Genomic DNA, 19,114 nt, shown 5'->3' on the forward strand with positions numbered 1-19,114 from the left:
AGTAACGCGCCGTGTTTTCATTTCGTAGACCGTAGTGATCCGGCTGTCGCCAAGCAAGCAAATTTGCAGATCACCGAGCGCTCCTGTTCTCCTATCTGCTGCGTTGTGAGGGGTCAGAGGAAGGACGTGTTCTTTGAGATGTTCCTCGGCTGCCTTATAGGCAGCTGCAACTAGGAGGACAGGAAGACGACTGGAGTTAGGACATTTCAAGTGCTGCTCGATGAGCGCCACGATAGTTTCAGCCGAAAGAGTGACTCCCTCACTGGTCCTCAACTGGTTCAAGATACCTTCTGTCCGTAGCAGCTGCTCTTCTCGAAGAAGCAAGAGCTGTCTTGTGACCTCAGCAAGGACATCTTCAGCTGTGAGTTTGTTTGCTTGGATATCTGAGAGCACCTCTAAAGTCGCTTGATAGAGTCGTTCGGGACGCCCTACCATTACGAGACCCGGAGTCAGGGGAACATTTCTATTCCTGAATGCTGGTGTGAGAAAGGCCGTTGTCATGTTACATGGAAGGTTATGCTGAATGATAAAAGGAGTAATATAGCGCTCATCGTATGTACGACCTGGGTAGGAATCTGGACTTCTGATTTCTGTATAAGGTTTTCTTATATCCCATGAATGATTATAGGCTTTTGCGAGACAACAAGCTAACAGAAAACGAGCACAAGCACGATTTGATACAGAGCGACAAATATAGCTAATTTTCTGAAGATTGAGAGGATCACTCAGCTGGGGTTGATGAAGCTGAGTGTGAGCGCGCTCGAAAGCTCGATCAAGGATGGCTGGAGGATCTCGTCGCTCTCCTGCTGCATTGTTTCTTTCCATGATGTTGCTTCCATGATGTCATAATTCACCCACAATACTTCTTGCCTGGGAGTCTTCTTCGAATGGCAGAGCTTTACTGGTGCCTCTATGCATCTCCAATCGCGATAAAGATGATCAAGGAGATCGCAGTGGTAGCCAGAGAGGGCGACCTTGCCTTTCACACTGTGCAGTACCTCTGCCAGACGGCGATGATCATCGTCGCTCATTTCATGAGCATAGGCATTGGCGTCCCCACGAGCATCGTGTGGATAGGGAGGGTCGCAGTAGAAAAGGGTTTCCTCGCTGTCGTAGCGCTCGATGACATCGATCGCAGGGGCATGTTCAATTTGCACGCGCAGCAAGCGTTGGGCAATTTCGGCCAGTCCCTCGACGCTGCCCAGCCAGCGTGAAACGGCCCCTGCCATCCCGGCGCGGCTGGTCAGGATGCAGTGCGCCCAGCGTCCGGCGCTGGCGGACTGCGCCAGCCCGGTGCGTACCTGGCGGGCGCGGATGAAAAAGCGTCGGGCTCGCTCCAGATCTGAGAGGCCTTCCGACGCTTCGCTGCAGGCGCGTTCGAATTCCTCGCGCGAGAAGGGCGTCAGGCCAATGGCCTCGATCAGGGCCTCTTTCTGCTCGCGCAAGACGCGGAAGAAATTGACAACCTCGCTGTCGAGGTCATTGTAGGTCTCTACCGGTGATGGCTCGCGGTTGAGCAGGACGGCAGCAGAGCCGCCAAAAGGTTCGCAGTAGTGTGTGGTCTTGGGCAGCAATGGTAAGAGCCAATTGAGATGATTAAATTTCCCCCCGTACCAGCCAAAAGCGATCAGTCTTCTTTTCCCTTCGTGTTCCATGCCAGCAACCTCAATGCGCTTGAAATAGAAGAGTACCTTTGATCCGCCGCTTTGGATTCCCGCGCGGCTAAAGCCGTGGCAGCGAATACTGTCAATTAGGCAGTATAGACCAGTTGCCTGGGCTTTGCAAGAGTCTCTGCAGCGATAGGCTTGTCCCTGCGCAGCTTCTGGCAAGCGATCCAACGGTGCCGGGTGAGACCCTGACTCCTTGTGCTCTCTGGGTCCGGATAGAGGGCGAAGATAGCCAGGGTCTGTCTGTATCTCCTTGGCTGGCCTTGTGGAGCAGAGCAAGGTGGCTGGTGGCCCTAGAGAGAGAAAGTCTCCTCGGAGAGGGAGGAGCGCACGACGGCATAGGAGAGGCCGAAGCGGGTCAGCAACTGCTGCAAGGAGGGCGGCAGGAGACCTTCATCGGCGACGCGCAGCAGGCCGAGCAGCAGGGGGCCGAGACTGATGTGCTGTGCGCTGTGCTGGCGGGCCTCGTCTTTGGCGAGAGCGAAAATGCGCTGCAGGGCGGCATCGGGGACAAGGAAGGTCTCGATCCCCCCGATGGGATAGCCACGCTCGTGGGCCTCTTCTCTGGCAGAGGCGAGGGCCTCCTGCAGGGCTGGGTCGAGCTGCCACTGCAGCTGCAGGGCAGAGCTTTCCTGCTCCAGCAGGCTTTCGACAGTGGGGGCGATCAGAGCGCTGGAAGGGCCGGCTGGGAACAGGTAGAGGTCCCACGTCTTCGACGCGCAGAAACCGAGCAGGAGGTGGAAAGGAGTGAGCACAGCGTGACCCCGTTGGCTGGCAGCCTCTAGTGCTGCTCTCAGGCAGAAGTAGGCTTCTCTGGAGAAGCCGAGTCCCAGGTCACGCTCCCGCGGTTCGGCCAGGGGAGGGATCTCCTTTCAGAGGCAGGAGGCAGCAACCAGCAAGCCGGCGTAGAGGGCAGGCGGCAGCCAAATTGCTGTAGCCTGCCCTCTAAGAGTGATGGGGGGCCCGCCCCATGCTGGTCCTGAAAGGCTGCTCCACGACTTGTCTGACTCGCGGGGGAGCGACCGGACTAGCGTGGTTGCAAGAGCAGGCGGCCCTCCATATTGGCCTCGATCGTCTGGCGCTCGAAGAGCATCGGATGATGCTCCGTGCGCAGCCAGGGGCGCACAAAGTCGCTATAGTGACGGCTGCCGGGATGGCCCGACTGCCCGGGCGCATGGCCGGAAAGCGAGGCATGCAGATCGGCCAGGTTCACAATCTGGCGATACGAAGGCACAATCACCACCTGCTCCGGCTGATTGGGCACCACCGCGCCCATAAAGACCGTATCGATATCGCCGCCTGCTGGATAGGGGCCACGGTTGAACAACTTATCGAGCGGCTTGACATTTCCCAGCGGATGCTGATAGGTCAGGCGGTGAATCGCCCCATACTGCCAGCGCGCCACATCCGGCCCCAACTTCTCCAGCAGCTCGGCGATCGCCGCCGACCAGGCCGCTGAGATAGCCGCATGCCAGGAGTGCGGCCCATTAGGAATAGCTGACTCCGCAAACCAGCGATCGTCACGCTCCTTCAGCAAGCGGATCAGCAACGGCTTGCTCCGACTGGCATAACCGTTGAGAATTGCCAGCAGCGTCGAACCGACACCCAGGTACTGATAGAGCAACTGCTCATCGTCGCCGATGACCGCAGCGAAAACGATACGCTCCAGCTTCTGCAAGAACGTCTCATAGATCGCTGCCCCCGCGCTCTCGGGCGAGAGCACATAATCCCAATCGCGCAGCGTCTGCAGCGCCGTCTCCTCCAGAGCATTCGCCGGGCTAACCGTCTCCAGCACATGAGGTACAATCTCACGCGCTGGCAACGCATATTGATCCGACTGGATGCGCGCCATATCTGCCAGCGACAGCCGCTCCTTACTCAGCAGCAGATCGCGGATGCGCTGAGCGCGATAACCATTCAGCCACTCGTGAGTGATGTAGTAAGGATAGTCGTCCTTCACCACGCGGTTATTGGCCGTCACAATCAAATGCTCGGGCGGATTAAAGAGGCGCGGCAACTCCTCAAAGGGGATAAAGCCCGTCCACTCATACTCACCGGTCCAGCCTGGTGAAGGCAAGAGTGTCTGACGATGGCTACGGACAGGAATCAGACCCGCCATAATGTAGCCAATATTGCCCTCGCGGTCCGCATAGACCACATTCTGAGGGGGCACATCCCAATCGCGCATCGCCTCCAGGAACTCCTCCCAGCAGGTTGCGCGGTTCAGCTTCTCCACCGCCGCAATAATGCGAGAGGACTCAAAACCGGTCCAGCGCAGAGCCAGCGGCACCTCTGAGGGCGTAGCGCCGTCTCCCTCGCTGGCTTGTCCCTGCCCGGTGGACAAGGTTGTCAGAATAGGCCCGTGGCGCGTCACCACCACCTCCTCAACAACCGGCTCCTGGCGTCCCTTCACGCGGATCTCCTCGCGGATCACCTGGGCCTCCTCCCACTGGCCCCGGAACTCATAGCGGTACGGATGCTGCGGATCAAACTTCTCGATGTAGAGGTCCTGAACATCGGAAATGGCGTTCGTCAGACCCCAGGCAATATGGCGATTGTGGCCGATGACGATGCCGGGCGTGCCTGGGAACGAAGCCCCGATCACATCGATATCGCCAGCCACGAGATGGCACTCGAACCAAATCGAAGGAGCACCCTGCGCCAGATGCGGATCATTGCAGAGAATGGGCGCACCGGTCACCGTTTTGCTACCATCCACCACCCAGTTATTGCTGGCCCCCAGTGGGCCGAAGCCGCTCAGCAGCTTCACCTGCTCATATGGCTCCAGCAGACCCGGATTGACGCCGCCGTACTCGGCCCCGGGCGGGATAATCAGAGGATGCCCAGGATCGTAGCCGGCCTCCAGTTTCGCCGCTCGCTCCGCTCCGGAACGGGCCACAATGCGTGCCCGAATCAGCTCGCTCTCCCAGTTGCCGCTCAGGTTCCAGCCCATCATCTTAGCCCAGAGCAGGCTATCGGCAGGCTGCCAGGGTTCGGGCCGATAGCGCAAGAGCGTGAACTCCACCGGGAGCGTATGATGCTCGATCAAGGCATTCACGCCGGCGGCGTAGGCCTCCAAGATGCGGCGATGATGGGCCGAGAGACGGGCCACATCGCTGGCAGCAGCGCGATGCAGGCCCAGGCGCCGACAGAAACGATCGAGGTCCAGCGTAACCTCCCCCACGATCTCCGAGAGCCGGCCTGAACCCAGACGACGATTGAAATCCATCTGCCAGAGACGCTGCTGGGCATGGACGTAGCCCTGAGCAAAGAAGAGATCATCCTCGTTGCGAGCATAGATATGGGGCACACCATAGCGGTCAGTAATAACCTCGACCTCTTCATGTAAACCAGGCAGGCGCCGGACACCCTTGGGCGAGGGAACAGGGCGACGCACAAAGAAATAGTAGGCACCGCCAACTGCGCCTGCCAGACCGGCAGCGGCCATCAGCGTCTTTTGCCACCAGGATGCCATGAGTCTCGCCTCCTTTGCGTACGTATGATCCGACTCGCTGAGCCAGCTTGCACAATCCCTGGCCTGCTCCTGGCTTGTCGCTTGCGCAAGCGACCGCTCGTCTAGCCGTCAGGTCACACTGCCCCACTTGCGCAAGCAACTGGGATAGGTCAGAAGCCGGCGAGTCGCTCTATTCTGAAATCTGATCCGACTGATACTTCAACCATCGGCGCTTGCCCATCTGTTCGGTATGAGCAAGCGAGCGAGGAAAAGCAGAAGAACAGCGGGAAGAACACCAGGCTGATCCTGGCTCCCTCCCGCTCTTACTAGCAGACAACCTGGATCATCCAGGCATATTATACGTTGTCAGTGGAGCAGACGGCAGGCTCTCGCAGTCGGCTCTGGCCACAAAGCATGGTCGCCGCGCTAGCAATCCGCTCTGGCGCCAGCGAAAGCCGTCGCTTGCCTTCTGGCGGAACCACGTCTGTTCAACGCCACTGCAAGGCGCGCGACAGGTGGCAAATGACCAGGCCACAGTCAGAAGGCTGAGCAGGTGGGCATGCAGCCGTGAGCAGTTCCTACCAGCAACATCGGGCCGGGCCTGGCCGGGCTGAGGCTGTTCGCCGGCAAGCCTGGCTAGATCAGCTCGGTGCCGTGAGCTGTATCGCGCACCTCGAAGCCATAGGCTTTGATTTGCTCGCGTAAGGCATCCGAGCGTTGCCAATCGCGGGCGGCGCGGGCCGCCTCGCGCTCGCGCACCAGAGCCAGCACCTCCTCGGGGATGGAGCGCGGCTGGCGCGGAGCCACCGTCTCCAGGCGTAGGCCGAGCACGCGGTCAAAGTCCAGTAGCAAGCGACGCCGCTCGGCGGGCGGAATGCGCTGATTACGAAGCGCGCGGTGGGCCAGATTGAGAGCTGTGGGCAACTCCAGATTATCGTTAATTGCCTCGTGGAAGGCGTCCCGCAGACGCTGAGCCTCCTCGGACCAGGGACCTGTCGCCCCCGCGCCGTCGGCGGGCAGCTCTGCCAGCGTCTCGCGCAGGTTGTTCAAGCCGTTCTGCGCCGCCGCAATCGACTCATCAGTGAAGTTGATCTTTGAGCGATAGTGCGCGGTCAACAGCAGATAGCGCAGAGCCAGCGGCTCAATGCCGCGCTCCTTCAGCGTTGAGAGCAGCACCACATTGCCCTTCGAACGGGCCATCTTGGCGTTGCCGAAATCCAGAAACTCGCCGTGGACCCAATAGCGCACTGGCGGCTTGCCGCTGACGCCCTGGCTCTGCGCGATCTCATCCTCGTGATGGGGAAAGATCAGATCGACCGCGCCCGTGTGGATATCGAACTGTTCGCCGAGGTACTTGACGGACATGGCCGAGCACTCGATATGCCAGCCAGGGAAACCAAGGCCCCAAGGGCTATCCCAGTTCATCTGACGCCTGGGACTGCCATGCTTCCAGAGCGCAAAGTCCTCGGGAGACTCCTTGTCATCGGCCACCTCCATCTGTTCGCGTCCGTGCCCACCGGCCCGCAGCTGCTCTAAGGTATTGCCGGAGAGCTTGCCGTAGTCCGGGAAGCGACTCACATCGTAGTAGACGTTGCCTTCCTTGGTCACGTAAGCCAGCCCCTTCTCGATGAGCCTGGCGACCATCTCCTGCATCTCAGAGATGTGCTCGGTTGCCTTGGGCGCAATGTGGGGCGGCAGAATGTTCAGCTCGGCAGCGTCCTCTTCGTAGCGGCGTGTATAGTAGGCGGCAATCTCATAGGCTGAGCGACCCGTCCGGCGCGCCTCATGCTCAATCTTATCCTCGCCGCTCTCCTCAACGTCGTTCTGCAAATGGCCTACATCCGTGATGTTGCGCACCAGCAGCACCTCGTAGCCGTTGTATTCGAGCATGCGGCGAAGCCAGTCGGTCATCAGGAACGTGCGAAAGTTGCCGATGTGGATGTCACGATAAACGGTGGGACCGCAGCTATAGATGCCCACCTTTGGCGGATGCAGCGGCTCAAAACGCTGTTTCTCTCGACCGAGTGTATTATAAAGCACAATCGGCCTGGCCGATATGCTGCTCATTGTGCTCTTCTCTCCTAATGTGCAGAAATGCTCATAGAACTGTACCCAAATGGAGCCGAGGGTCAGGGAAGCAGACAGACAAGCAGTACGCTAATTGCACGTGTTGCGGTCAGAAACAGCGTGGGTACAGAAGTGTGTTGCAGCTCGTGGTATAGCCGCCATTATGCCCATAGCACCTTCAGTCCTTTGATTTCTCTGCCCTGTGTCTCTCGTCTTGTCGGGCCTCAACTGATCTGCGCTCGCGCCTGGGGACAGGTCGCGATAGCGAGCGCTTGCGCGGAGGCCAGTCTGCGTGTCAGCCGGGAGGGAGCCACCGATGTGTGACGGTCAAGGAAGGTCCGTCTTCGCTAGTATAGCATACTCTCAGGCGCTGGTATAGTCCCACACAGAAATTGCCGGGTTTTTTCCACTCTGCGGCCATTGTCCATCATTTTTTTCGGTTTGCGCCCCCAGTTCCGTCTACAGGGTAGAAGGCCAAAGCCGCAGGCAGGGACAGAGCTGGCAGCGCTGGCCTCCCCTTGTCCAGGCTGATAGCGGTCTTTCTGCGGGCTGCCCTCCAGGGGCGGCAATCTCCTGCCGTGCTTTCTCTGCTATGTTCAACCCCTGGCTCGCTCTTGCCAGGCCGATGCGGCGGGAGATATCAATCTATAGTAGCTATATTAGCAGTGTTCTGATATAGCTAAGATTTCGGGATTATAAAGACAATCTCGAAATCGGTAGTGAGCCGGCCAGCCAGTCAGCCAGTCAGCCAGTCAACCAGCCAGCCGGTCTCAGGCAAACAAATAAGCAAGAAAGAAAGAAAGGAGAGAATCTATGCTGTACGGTCGAGAACAGTCTAAGCGGCGCACCTGGCGGTTCTTCCCCTATGATGGGCCGGGTCCTTATGATGATGACAATGGTGGAGAGAGCCGCTGGAAGCCCGGCACCTCGCCCGAGGATACTGATCCTGAAGAAGAGGAAGGGGAGGAATCGCAAGTCGGCGGTGAAGAAGCGGGGCAGTAGCTCGTCTCTCGCTGCCCGCCACTGCAGGTGAGCATGGGCACCGGCTCAGAGGAGCGCTGATCGCTTGCCTGAGCCAGTGACGTTAGCTCCCTGGTCAGCTGTGCTGATGGCAGGAAGAGCGCACCAACCCTCTGCGAGCTCTGCCCAGCACATCCTATCACAGACACCTTCGGAAGAGCAATCGCCGCGGCGAGGCCGAGAGCGGAGCGTGCTGGCCGTCCAAAGCCAGGGCCCTCCAGCTCTGGACCTGGGCCGCGGCGGTCTGGTCTTCGCAGGCTGCAGCGACCTGAATGCTCACTGGTTGCCGGCGGTGCCTGGGGATGGCTCTCGCACCGCGAAGTAAACGGCCTGGGGATGATGGACCACGATGGCAGCCGTTGACTGCTCCGGCACCAGCTGATAACCGGCGGTCAGCTCGACCCCGATACTCCTCTGAACCGGCAGCAGGGTGAATAAGACGCGGTGATCCTCCAGGTCGGGAATCGCAGGATAGCCCCAGCTATAGCGTCTGCCTCGTCCTTCGTGCTCTCTCAAGCCCAGCTCACGCCGGATGTGTTGATTGGCATACTCGGCCAATGCCTCTGCCATCTGGACCGATAACCCATGAAGAAAGTAGGCCTCCGCATAGCGTCCCTCCTGCTGAAGCTGGTGAACCAGCTCCGAAGGCCCGGGGCCTACAGTGACCACCTGCAGCGCTACGACGTCGATGAGGCCGCTGGCCGTCGAGGCAAAATAGTCGGCCAGACAGAGCCGTTCGCGCTCGCGCTGGCGTGGGAAGCGGAAGCGAGCCAGCTCGCGCAGGGCCTGGCCATCCTCCGTAAGCGACTGCGGATCATAGATGATCAGGCTATTGCCCTGCGACTGGCAGGGATAGTAGCCATAGATGACGCGCGGCTGCAGATAGCGCTGTTGCCTGGCCTCGCGTAGCATGCGCTCCAGGCGCGGGCGAAACTCCTGCGTCACCAGACGTGCGAAGTCGTCTCCGTGTGCCTTACCGCCCCAATGCAGGCGGAAGAGCGTATTCTCATCCAGGCAGGCGGCAATGTCCTCCAGGCCGATGCGCTCCAGTACGCGCGGTCCCCAGAAAGGCGGCTTAGGGATGGAGGGAGCGGGCTTGATGCTGGTCGACGGCTGCTCGTCCTGTGTCGCGGACCCGCTAGTGGGGGCGGTCTGCTGCTGTTGCTGCTGCTTTTGCAGCTCGCGGAGGGCTTCCTGCTTAATACGCTCCACGAAGGCCTCGCGCTCGTGGGGATCACCGGTCAGGCGATCCATAATCTCCAGGCCCTCGAAGGCATCGCGGGCATAAAAGACCCCTGGCTCGTAAGGAACCAGGTGCCCTTTCTCGCGCGTGGTGCCGTCCGTCTCCTCGACAAAGAGGATGCGGCGGCCATAGGCGCGATTAATGGCGGCTCCGCCTACGATCACCGGATAGCGCAGGCCGCGGCGGTGCAGCTCCTGAACGCAGAGCGGCATCTGCTTCGAAGTGCTGACCAGCAGGGCCGAGAGGCCGATGGCGTCGGCATTGACCTCGACGGCCTTGTCGAGGATCGTATTGAGCGGAACCTGCTTGCCCAGATCGTAGACCGTATAGCCGTTATTGCTTAGGATCGTATTGACCAGGTTTTTGCCGATGTCGTGGACATCCCCGAAGACGGTGGCCAGCACAACTCGTCCCTTGGTATAGCCCTCTTTGCGCTCAAGATAGCCCTCCAAATGGGCCACGGCCCGCTTCATGACCTCGGCAGACTGCAGGACGAAGGGCAGAATCAGCTCGCCGGCGCCGAAGCGATCACCGACCTCCTTCATCGCTGGCAAGAGCACCCCGTTGAGCACCTGGACAGCGGCCTCGCTGGCTTTCAAGCCGGAGGCAGAGGCCGCGCAGCGCTCCTGGATGGCCTGGGTGATCAGCTCCTCGATGCCCTCCTTGCGTCGATGCAAAATCTGCCAGTGGATGCGCTCATCGGTACTCAAGCCCTCCGTAGGATCGCTCCGTATCTCCGCTCCTGTTTCAGGTTGAGCATACTCCTCAAAATAGGCAATATAGCGTGGCAGCGCTTCAGGACGGTTGTAGATCAGATCCTCGGCCAGGCGGCGCTGCTCCTCGGGAATCTCCGCATAAGGTTTGATATGGGCGGGATTCACGATGGCGGCGTCCAGGCCGGCGCGAACGGCGTGGTAGAGAAAAACGCTGTTGAGCACGGCGCGAGCTGGCGGCTTTAGGCCGAAGGAGACGTTGCTCACACCCAAGAGCGTCAGAGCGCCGGGCAGCTCGGCCTTGATCCGGCGCAGAGCCTCCAGGGTCTCGATAGCGGCTGTGCGCAGGTCCTCCTGGCCCGTCGTGATAGGAAAGGTCAGGGGATCGAAGAGCAGCGCCTTGGGCGCCAGCCCATACTCCTCGACGCAAATTTCATAGATGCGGCGAGCCACCTCCAGCTTGCGCTCAGCGCTTCTGGCCATACCGGCCTCATCGATGGTCAACGCCACTACTGCCGCCCCATGTTCGCGGGCCAGGGGCACCACCCGCTCAATACGCTCGCGCCCATTCTCCATGTTTATCGAATTGATAACGGCCCGGCCCGGGTAGACCTCTAACGCCGCCTGAATGACCGCTGGCTCCGTCGAATCGATGAAGAGCGGTACCTCGATGCTCTGGGAAAGCTTCTTGATGGTCTGGGCCATCTGCACGGCCTCATCGCTGCGCTCCGTGAGGGCCACGCAGACATCCAGGGCGTGTGCGCCACCCTCAACCTGTTCGCGGGCAATGGCCAGCAGCGCATCGTAGTCATCGCGCAGCAGGGCCTCCTTGGCCTTGCGGCTCCCCTGGCTATTGACGCGCTCGCCGATCAACAGTGGTGGCGGGTCCTGTCGCAGATTGGTTGCGCGCATGCCGCTGGCTACCAGAGGGAGCGAGACGGTGGCAAAGCTGCGTCGCTGGAGCACCTCGTCGGCTGCCGGACGCGGGCGACGCGGTGCCGTCCGGCAGGCTTGCACGATGGCCTGCAGGTGGGCATGAGAGCTACCGCAGCAGCCCCCCACGATATTGACGCCGAAGTCGGTAATAAACTCGCGCAGGGCGGCTGCCATTGCCTCGGGGGCGAGCGGATAGACGGCTTTGCCGCCAACGTTCAGGGGAATCCCGGCGTTAGGGATCGTTGAAATTGGCAACGGGCAGTGTTCCGCCAGGTAACGCACCGGTTCGCGCATATGCTCAGGGCCGGTCGAGCAGTTGAGGCCAATGACCTGCACCCGCAGCCCGACCAGGGTCGCCATCACAGCGGCGATATCCGTGCCGAGCAGCATGCGCCCGCTGGTATCGAGTGAAACCTGGGCCTGAATCGGCACATGTCGCCCGGTTTGCTCCATCGCGCGGCGCAGGCCCGTCACAGCCGCGCGCACCTCCAACAGATCCTGGCTGGTCTCGATCAAGAGCACGTCGACGCCGCCCTCCAACAAAGCGGCGGCCTGCTCCTGGAAGACCGTCACCAGCTGCTGATAGGTGATATTGCTCAACACCGGATCGTCTGAGGATGGCAGCATGCCAGTGGGGCCAATCGAACCCGCCACGAAGCGTGGCCAGTCGGGCCTACTGTAGCGGTCGGCTAACCGGCGGGCCAGGCGTGCGGCGGCCAGGTTAATCTCGCGGGTGCGCTCCCCAAGGCCATACTCATTAAGCTTCAGGCGACTGGCCGTGAACGAATTGGTCTCCAATACATCGCAGCCCGCTTCCAGAAAGCCCACATGGATCTCCTCGATCACCTCCGGTCGCGTCAGCACTAAATACTCGTTGCAGCCCTCGGTAGCAGGTCCACCGTAGTCGGCGGCAGTCAGCTGATAGGTCTGAATTGTGCTGCCCATAGCACCATCGAAAATCAAGACGCGCTGTGCCAGGGCCTCCAGAAAGCGGCTCATAAGCAGACCGCTTGCCTCCTCTACGCTCTTACTTGTATTCCTCCTCCGGTCAGGCAGGCAGACAGGCAAGCGATGCAAGATGCTCAGCGCTGGCTGCTTAGCTGCAGCCGGAGTCAGTTGTCGGGTCGTATGTGACCTAGCGCATCGCTCGGAGCGAGGTAAGTAGCCCCGAAGTCAATGGCCTTGGGCGCGGTGGTCAGCAGCAAACAGGCTCTCTGGAATAAGCAAGAAGAAGCGCCGATATCGCAAGTCGCTGACGCGACGCTGACCGGGTTGTTCTATTATAGCACGTTTCTCGATTCAAGCTGAGTTGAAATCGGTCCCCAGGTGGTGCGGGAGGGAGCGGTCTGCCGTCCCTGGTCCTGTGGGGCTGGACTGGGCCGCTCCACGATTGCCGGGAAGCGGGGGCAGGGAGCGAAGATCGCGTACACATGAGGGAGAGGTGGTCAGATAGCGCCCTCTCTCCCTCACTCAATTCGTAGCCGTGGCCTTCTGGCGGAAAGGCTCCCAAATCTGCACGGTACCATCCCATGAGCCGGAAGCGATGGCCTCGCCAGCGGGCGACCAGGCCAGCGTGCTCACCCAATCGCTGTGACCACGATAGCTTAAGAGCGGAGTTGGCAGCGTGCCCTCGCCGGTGGGCCGCCAGACATGGACCTGCTCATCGACGCTGCCGGAAGCGATCAGGTGGCCATCGGGCGACCAGGCCACGCAGGTCACGCCGCCATTATGGCCGTAGTAGCAGAGCGGTTCGCGCCCGCCGTCGATCCCACGTGGGTCGCGGGCCTCCCAGATCTGGACTGATTGATCATCGCTGGCGGAGGCCACAAAGCGCCCATTGGGCGACCAGACCACCGCGTTCACCTTATCATGGTGGCCATAATAAATGCGAATGTTGCCCCCGGTGCTTGCCGTTGGCTCCCAGACATGGACCGTGCGATCCTCGCCTCCAGAGGCAAGCTGACGACTATCGGGTGACCAGGCTAGAGCGGCAATACTTCCGTGGTGGCCGCGGTAGGTGCAGACGATGCGGCGGGTGGCAATCTCCCAGACCAGGACGATCCGTTCCTCGCCGGCGGCGGCCAGGTACCTCCCATCGGGCGACCAGGCCACTGCCAGGATACGCTCGCTGAGGCCCTCGTAGCGTGCGCCGGCGGGTGACTGCAGTCGGGCTGCACGGGCATCCTGGGGCAGGACAGCGAGCAGCTGGACCACCTCGGACAGCAGTCCATCGGTCATGGCCAAATAACGCCCATCGGGTGACCAGGCGATAACAGGCGCCTCCAGGGAGAGGCCACGCTGTATCAGCAGCGTTTCCCCGGTGTGACTATCCCAAATCTGGACGCTCTCATCCTGACTGCTGGAAGCCAGATAGCGCCCGTGGCTGGCCCAGGCCAGCGAGGCCACCCGGGCACTGTGGCCACGATACACCAGGCGAGGTGTGGTCACCACGGATGAGGGCGACGACTCGCCGGATGGTGCTGCCGCTAATTGAGCAGCAGCCGGGGCAAAAGGCAGCGGCGATTTAAACTGCGAGCGAGGCAGAGGAGAAAGCGGGAGGCGCTCCTGACGACTGGCCCGTTCCAACTCACGGGCGAACTCCTCCACCGAAGGAAAGCGCTCATTTGGGTCCTTCGCCAAAGCGCGCATTACCACCTGTTCTACTGACGGTGGAACCGTCGGAGCGCGTTCGCGCAGCGATGGCGGAGGAGTAATCTGATGCTGCAGGGCAATCTCCTGGGTGGTGCCCACGAAAGGCCAATCGCCCGTCAGCCACTCATAGACCACGACCCCCAGGGCATACTGATCGCTGGCCAGCCGGGGGCGTCCGCGTAGCTGCTCCGGAGCCGCGTAAGGAACCGTTCCCTCGAAACCCTGCAGCTTCTCGCGGCGGTAGCCTGCGCTGCGCGCCACCGTTGCAATATCGAAATCGCTCAGCCAGACCTGGTTGTCGGGTCCCAGCAGCATATTGTGGGGTTTAATATCACGATGGATGAGCTTATAGCTGTGGATATACTGCAAGGCCGCAGCCACCTGGCGCACGTAAGAAACCACCGTGGGCAGAGGCAGAGGAGTACCGCGTGGATGCCGCTCGCGCAGTGTTCCATGTGGGGCATAGGCCATCACAATGAACGGCAGCCCATCCTCCGCTCCAAAATCGAAGACGCGCACAATGTGTGGATGCTCCAGCCGTGTTAAAATCTGCGCGCGGATCAGCAGCTCGGCCAGCTCCTGACTGGAGAGCTGCGCCTCAACCACTTTGAGCGCCGCCTGGGCCCCCGTGCGCACGTGCTCCCCCAAGTAGACGCGCGTCATATGGCCCTGGCCCAGCAGGCGCACCAGCCGATAGCCTCCAAGCCGCTGATCGATTCGACTGACCATAGCGCTCTTCTCCCCTCGCAAGGTGCCTACTTTGGCCACCGCCGTCATCTCCCCCTTCTTCCTTGCGAGTCCTCTTGTTGGAGGATTCTAGAAAATGGGCGAAGAACATGTCAAGCGGATAGTCAAGATGGTATATGTTGATGCTTTTTGTGGCCTCTTGTGCAATAGTGAGAACGGAAGACGGGAGGGCCGCAGAAAAGGGAGCCTGGCGCCAGGAAATGAGCAGAGGACAGGGCAGCTCAGCCCAGCGAGCTAGCGGTATCTGCCAGCAAATCCTCCAGCGTCCGGGCGAAACGCTCGACCTCCTCCTCGGAATTATAGTAATGCACCGAAGCGCGCACCAGCGTCTGGAGGCCGTGGGCCTGCATATCCAGTAGCGCGGCCTGCTGAGAGACCACCGAGACATTGATGCGCTGGCGGCGCAGCGCCTGGCGAAGCGTCTCGGCCTCCCAACCCTCCACCGTGAAGGTCACAATGCCGCCCTGAACCACGCCCCGATCATGGACAATGACCCCTGGCAGCGGAGTGAGACGTGTACGCAGCAGATAGGCGAGATCGCGAATACGGCGCCAGAGCCGTTGCTGATCCCATTGCAGGAAATAATCGATAGCTGCCCCCAGGCCCAGACGATTGGCAATACTTGCCTCCCAGCACTCAAAGCGGCGCGCGTCGGGACGCAAGGCATACTGGTCGGGCGCTGTCCAACTGGCGGCGTGTAGATCGATGAGCGGCGGCTCCAATTGCTCTAACACCTCCTGACGCACATACAAGAATCCTGTACCACGCGGACCACGCAAGAACTTGCGTCCTGTACCTGCCAGGATATCGCAACTGAGCGCGCGCACATCCAGTGGCATCTGGCCGACCGATTGCGTCGCATCCAACAGATAGAGCACGCCGGCCTCCCGCGCGATCCGTCCCACCTCAGCCGCGGGATTGACCAGGCCATTATTCGTCGGCACGTGCGTCAAAGCAATCACACGGACGCGCTCATCGATGGCCTGGCGCAGGGCGCTCACAGAGATTTGGCCGTACTCATCGTCAGGGATCACCTCAACGCGGACACCGGAGCGGCGCCTCATCTGCAAGAAAGCCAGATAGTTGCTGGCATATTCGGCCATGCCGGTCAGAATACGATCGCCCGGTCTAAACGGAATGGCGTAGAAAGCCATATCCCAGGCGCGGGTAGCGTTCTCCACCAGGGCTACCTCGTCTGGCTGGCAGCCGAGCAGCGAGGCTACTGCCTCGTAGACGTGAGCGATCGCCTCGCGTGCCTCCTCGGCGGCTTCGTAGCCGCCGTAGTGGGCCTCACGCTGGAGATGAGCGCTCACAGCCTCTAAGACAGGCTGAGGCATCAAGGCGGCCCCAGCATTATTGAAGTGAAGCACCTCTGTGCATCCTGGCGTCTCCGCGCGTACCTGAGCCAGATCAAAGGCCCGTGTCTGCCGTTCCATATTATCCTGCTCCGTTCTCGGTCCCGGTTAGCTGGGCGGCTGGCTGCTCACGTCTTGCAGATGCAGATCGAACCCTTAGCGCTTCCGTCTTGCCTGATTCGGATCTGGCTTGCTAGCTCAAGGAGAGCCTGGACCTGCCCCTGTGCTGGCCACACCAGGCAAGAAGGAGCCTGGCGCCGCGCAGCCGCCCAGCGGCGAACGAGCGATTTCGTGCAGCCACCGCTGGAGCTGGCAGCGCCAGGAGCCTCAATCACGGGGGACGACTGGTTTACTCCCCGACAGGGATCACGACCCGACCCTGACCGGTGGGCGGCATGTTGGGACCACTGCCGACCCAGCGTACAGCGGTGCCAATGGCCGTCACCTCCATCCATTCGCCGTTATGCAGGTACTGGACCTGGATGTCGACGCCAATCACGCCATCGGCCCCCAGCTGATCGGCCTCAAACTGCATCCGGCTCAACGCCAGCTCGCGCGCCTGATACATCAGCTGGGTGTATTCCTTCAGCTCTCCCTGGAAGTGGGACTTAATCCCCGCCAGCCAGTTGCGAATAGCACCCATTGAGTAAATGCAGTTGCCCATCACCAAACCCAGGGGCTGAAAGCCCTTGTCGACAACCAGCCAGAATTCCTGCCCGCTGAGATCGGAGGTAAACGCCCGGCCCCGGTAGCCCGGTCGGACATCCATCGCTGTTCGTGGTTCGCCCATAGGACCTCTCTTTCGCTGTGGTCTTACCTGGCCGCTTCTTGTAGTCTTGCTTGCTGTCGCTGCGCACTGCCGTGCCACGCTCGCCGACAGGCGGCTTGTCGCCTTTCCAGGATAGGCAATCGCCTCTGGAATGTCAACCATTCGGCGAGCGCCAGACGCTTTCAAGAGCTGGCCTTACGGCTCCTATTTGATCTACGTCTGGCTCAGCTTGACTCATACGTCTAAAATATGACTGGAAAGTTCAATGTCGTTGGAGAGAGCGTGACGCGCGGCGAGGGACCTTCCCCATTGGTCTGAGAAAAAGGGGGCAGCAGCAACCATGAGCAAGGAGGAGTAAGCCGATGGCGAGTGAGATGGGGCGGCAGCGCTTAAAAGAGCGGCTGCGCGAAGTACGCACTGAGCTGATTCTCAATGTAGCGGAGGAAGTTTTCGAGGAGCGAGGCTATCACGAGACGACGATGGATGAGATAGCGGCCCGCTGTGGGGTCGCCAAGGGCACGCTCTATCAACACTTTCCTGGTGGCAAAGACGAACTGATCACCGCGCTTTTTGAGCGCCACCTGGAGCAGTTTGCCCGCGCCGTCGCTCAGGCCCAAGGCGCTGCCAGCACAGCGCGTGGCAGGCTCAGGCGCATTCTGGAGTACGTCTATCTGGAACGCAGCGGCCTGCACGCGCGTCTCTTACAGCTGCTCACCTATGGCGGAGACCTTCGTCAGACGCTCAAAGAGCGTCTTGGTCCCCGCCTGGAACAGATCAGCGCCGCTATTCGTACCTTGCTGGAGCAAGGTCAGCGCGGTGGCGAGTTCCGTGGCACGCTCTCGACCGAGCTGCTGCTACAGACATTTATGCACCTGCTACTCTTCAACAAGTACCAGTCAGTGCTTGAACGCGAGCAACTCTCTCCTGAGAGCCTCGTGGAGCAGGTTGCGCAGATTTTCTTTGACGGTATTGCCAGCGACACGTCTGCAGAGGAAAGGATATAGCAGCAATGCAATCACAACCCGGTTTGCGCGCAACGGCCCCCATGCTCTTCGGGCAACAGGCCCTGGAAGATACCGAGCGCTCCTTTGCCTGGTTCGCTGCCATGCGTGAGGCGCATCCGGTTTTCTTTCACGAAGGCACAGGCATCTGGCAGGTCTTCCGGTACGATGATGTACTGAATGTCCTCACCGACTACGCGCGCTTTTCTTCCAATGCCTTTGAGGACGTTGGAGCTTTTTTTGAGGGAACGCTGCTAGCCAAAGATCCGCCGGAGCATCGCAAGCTGCGCAGCCTGGTCAATCAGGCCTTCACGCCGCGAGCCGTGGCGCGGCTCGCGGATCGCATTACGCAGATCACGCAAGAGCTGCTGGACGCAGTGCTTGCCAAAGGAGAGCTCGATGTTGTGTCTGACATCGCTTTCCCCTTGCCAGCCAAGGTCATTGCCGAGCTGCTCGGGGTCCCTGATCAAGACTGGGATATTTTCCAGCGCTGGGCGCAGGCAGACCCCTCCTCGCCGCCGGCGCGGCGTCTGGCCGGGCGAACGATGCGGCAAGAGATGGAGGAGTACTTCACAGACCTGATTGCCGAGCGCCGACGGGCGCCGCGGGAGGACCTGATCAGCGCGCTCTGTCAGGCCGAAGTCGATGGGCAGAAACTCAGTCAGAATGAGCTGTTGAGCTTCTGTATCCTGTTGCTCGCCGCTGGTCAGGAGACCACCAAGAACCTGATCGCCAATGCCATCGTCTGCTTCACGGATTACCCCGAGGTCATGGAGCGGTTGCGTCGCCAGTCAGAGCTCATGCCGGCGGCCATCGAAGAGGTGCTGCGCTTCCTGCCCCCCGTCTGGTTCCTGTTGCGGCGCACAACGACCGAGGTTGAGCTTGGCGGGCAGCGTATTCCGCCCGGGCAAAGCGTGCTCGTCTGGACAGCCTCGGCCAATCGTGACCCGGCTCAGTTCCCAGAGCCGGATCGCTTCCTGATCGAGCGCAGTCCCAACCGACATCTGGCCTTCGGTCATGGTATCCATTACTGTGTCGGGGCACCGCTGGCGCGTCTGGAGGCCAAGATTGCCCTGCCGTTGATGCTGCAACGTCTGGGCAGACTGGAACGTGTCCCAGGTATTCCAATCATGGTCAATCGGGGCCTGGTCTTCGTAATCCGTTCCTTGCCGATCGCATTTGAGGCAGCGACCACCAGCAGCCAGCGCTAGACAGAGCGCCGGCCCGTGCCGGCAGGGGCCTCTTCCCCGGGCGGCTTCCGCTTTGACACCTCAAGACAAGAAAGGAAAAGGGCGGAAGCCGCTCAGCTTCCCTCATCAGGCACTAGCTCGATCACTTCGCCAAAGGGAAAGTTCTCCCGCTCAAGATGGTGGCCTGTCACAACCCACAGCACAGGCAGCGTGGGCGGCTCCTTGGGAAAGACACCGAAGCCGTCCGTCAGGTAGACACAGACGGCGTTCTGCCAGGGCTCGTGCTCAGCCTGGACGCGC

General features: G+C 60.6%; 13 protein-coding genes. 3 read left to right on the forward strand and 10 right to left on the reverse strand.

Annotated elements, in window-relative coordinates; genetic code table 11:
- The 5 genes from BGC09_RS23170 to cysS all read right to left on the reverse strand — a co-directional run.
- The coding region (locus BGC09_RS23170; protein ID WP_218104125.1) for a hypothetical protein at positions 1 to 825 on the reverse strand (825 nt) is incomplete at its 3' end.
- Entirely contained in the window at positions 726 to 1,655 is a 930-nt protein-coding gene (locus tag BGC09_RS20285) for a DNA adenine methylase (RefSeq protein WP_069806040.1), read from the reverse strand. The genes BGC09_RS20285 and BGC09_RS23170, both read right to left, overlap by 100 nt.
- Positions 1,656 to 1,960: 305 nt before the next feature.
- Positions 1,961 to 2,533: a Clp protease N-terminal domain-containing protein gene (locus BGC09_RS20290; RefSeq protein ID WP_369695709.1), complete on the reverse strand. Its 573-nt coding sequence runs from the start codon at positions 2,531 to 2,533 to the stop codon at positions 1,961 to 1,963.
- Positions 2,534 to 2,694: 161 nt separating this feature from the next.
- Entirely contained in the window at positions 2,695 to 5,142 is a 2,448-nt protein-coding gene (locus BGC09_RS20295; RefSeq protein ID WP_069806033.1) for a penicillin acylase family protein, read from the reverse strand.
- Positions 5,143 to 5,757: 615 nt separating this feature from the next.
- Positions 5,758 to 7,188: a cysteine--tRNA ligase gene (gene cysS, locus BGC09_RS20300; RefSeq protein ID WP_084659177.1), complete on the reverse strand. Its 1,431-nt coding sequence runs from the start codon at positions 7,186 to 7,188 to the stop codon at positions 5,758 to 5,760.
- Positions 7,189 to 8,001: 813 nt separating this feature from the next.
- Here cysS and BGC09_RS20305 point away from each other — a divergent pair.
- The gene (locus BGC09_RS20305) at positions 8,002 to 8,190 is read left to right on the forward strand and encodes a hypothetical protein (RefSeq protein ID WP_069806034.1); all 189 of its coding nucleotides are present in this window, start codon (positions 8,002 to 8,004) and stop codon (positions 8,188 to 8,190) included.
- A 294-nt stretch (positions 8,191 to 8,484) separates the two neighbouring features.
- Here BGC09_RS20305 and metH read toward each other — a convergent pair whose 3' ends face one another.
- The 4 genes from metH to BGC09_RS20325 form a co-directional block, all read right to left on the reverse strand.
- The gene (gene metH, locus BGC09_RS20310) at positions 8,485 to 12,099 is read right to left on the reverse strand and encodes a methionine synthase (protein ID WP_069806035.1); all 3,615 of its coding nucleotides are present in this window, start codon (positions 12,097 to 12,099) and stop codon (positions 8,485 to 8,487) included.
- A gap of 471 nt (positions 12,100 to 12,570) precedes the next feature.
- On the reverse strand, positions 12,571 to 14,529 hold the full coding sequence (locus tag BGC09_RS20315; RefSeq protein WP_069806036.1) for a serine/threonine-protein kinase: 1,959 nt from the start codon (positions 14,527 to 14,529) through the stop codon (positions 12,571 to 12,573).
- 191 nt (positions 14,530 to 14,720) lie between these two features.
- Positions 14,721 to 15,935, reverse strand: a complete 1,215-nt coding sequence (locus tag BGC09_RS20320; protein ID WP_069806037.1) for an aminotransferase class V-fold PLP-dependent enzyme — start codon at positions 15,933 to 15,935, stop codon at positions 14,721 to 14,723.
- A 268-nt stretch (positions 15,936 to 16,203) separates the two neighbouring features.
- Positions 16,204 to 16,644 (reverse strand): YbjQ family protein, encoded by a 441-nt coding sequence (locus tag BGC09_RS20325; RefSeq protein WP_069806038.1) that lies wholly within the window; start codon positions 16,642 to 16,644, stop codon positions 16,204 to 16,206.
- A gap of 341 nt (positions 16,645 to 16,985) precedes the next feature.
- On the opposite strand from BGC09_RS20325, the gene BGC09_RS20330 reads away from it, so the two are divergent.
- Together BGC09_RS20330 and BGC09_RS20335 are read left to right on the forward strand one after the other, a co-directional pair.
- Positions 16,986 to 17,627: a TetR/AcrR family transcriptional regulator gene (locus BGC09_RS20330; protein WP_069806039.1), complete on the forward strand. Its 642-nt coding sequence runs from the start codon at positions 16,986 to 16,988 to the stop codon at positions 17,625 to 17,627.
- Between the two features lie 5 nt (positions 17,628 to 17,632).
- Entirely contained in the window at positions 17,633 to 18,835 is a 1,203-nt protein-coding gene (locus BGC09_RS20335) for a cytochrome P450 (RefSeq protein WP_218104123.1), read from the forward strand.
- Positions 18,836 to 18,927: 92 nt separating this feature from the next.
- Here BGC09_RS20335 and BGC09_RS20340 read toward each other — a convergent pair.
- On the reverse strand, positions 18,928 to 19,114 hold a 187-nt coding region (locus BGC09_RS20340), incomplete at its 5' end, for a VWA-like domain-containing protein (protein ID WP_218104124.1).

It is taken from the genome of Thermogemmatispora onikobensis (assembly GCF_001748285.1).
Classification (GTDB): Bacteria; Chloroflexota; Ktedonobacteria; order Ktedonobacterales; family Ktedonobacteraceae; genus Thermogemmatispora; species Thermogemmatispora onikobensis.

Excerpts from the sequence above, each read along its gene's own strand:
- BGC09_RS20315 (WP_069806036.1), bottom strand. The coding sequence starts at position 14,529 with ATGACGGCGGTGGCCAAAGTAGGCACCTTGCGAGGGGAGAAGAGCGCT.
- cysS (WP_084659177.1), bottom strand. The coding sequence starts at position 7,188 with ATGAGCAGCATATCGGCCAGGCCGATTGTGCTTTATAATACACTCGGT.
- BGC09_RS20325 (WP_069806038.1), bottom strand. The coding sequence starts at position 16,644 with ATGGGCGAACCACGAACAGCGATGGATGTCCGACCGGGCTACCGGGGC.
- BGC09_RS20305 (WP_069806034.1), top strand. The coding sequence starts at position 8,002 with ATGCTGTACGGTCGAGAACAGTCTAAGCGGCGCACCTGGCGGTTCTTC.
- BGC09_RS20330 (WP_069806039.1), top strand. The coding sequence starts at position 16,986 with ATGGCGAGTGAGATGGGGCGGCAGCGCTTAAAAGAGCGGCTGCGCGAA.
- BGC09_RS20295 (WP_069806033.1), bottom strand. The coding sequence starts at position 5,142 with ATGGCATCCTGGTGGCAAAAGACGCTGATGGCCGCTGCCGGTCTGGCA.
- metH (WP_069806035.1), bottom strand. The coding sequence starts at position 12,099 with ATGAGCCGCTTTCTGGAGGCCCTGGCACAGCGCGTCTTGATTTTCGAT.
- BGC09_RS20320 (WP_069806037.1), bottom strand. The coding sequence starts at position 15,935 with ATGGAACGGCAGACACGGGCCTTTGATCTGGCTCAGGTACGCGCGGAG.
- BGC09_RS20335 (WP_218104123.1), top strand. The coding sequence starts at position 17,633 with ATGCAATCACAACCCGGTTTGCGCGCAACGGCCCCCATGCTCTTCGGG.
- BGC09_RS20285 (WP_069806040.1), bottom strand. The coding sequence starts at position 1,655 with ATGGAACACGAAGGGAAAAGAAGACTGATCGCTTTTGGCTGGTACGGG.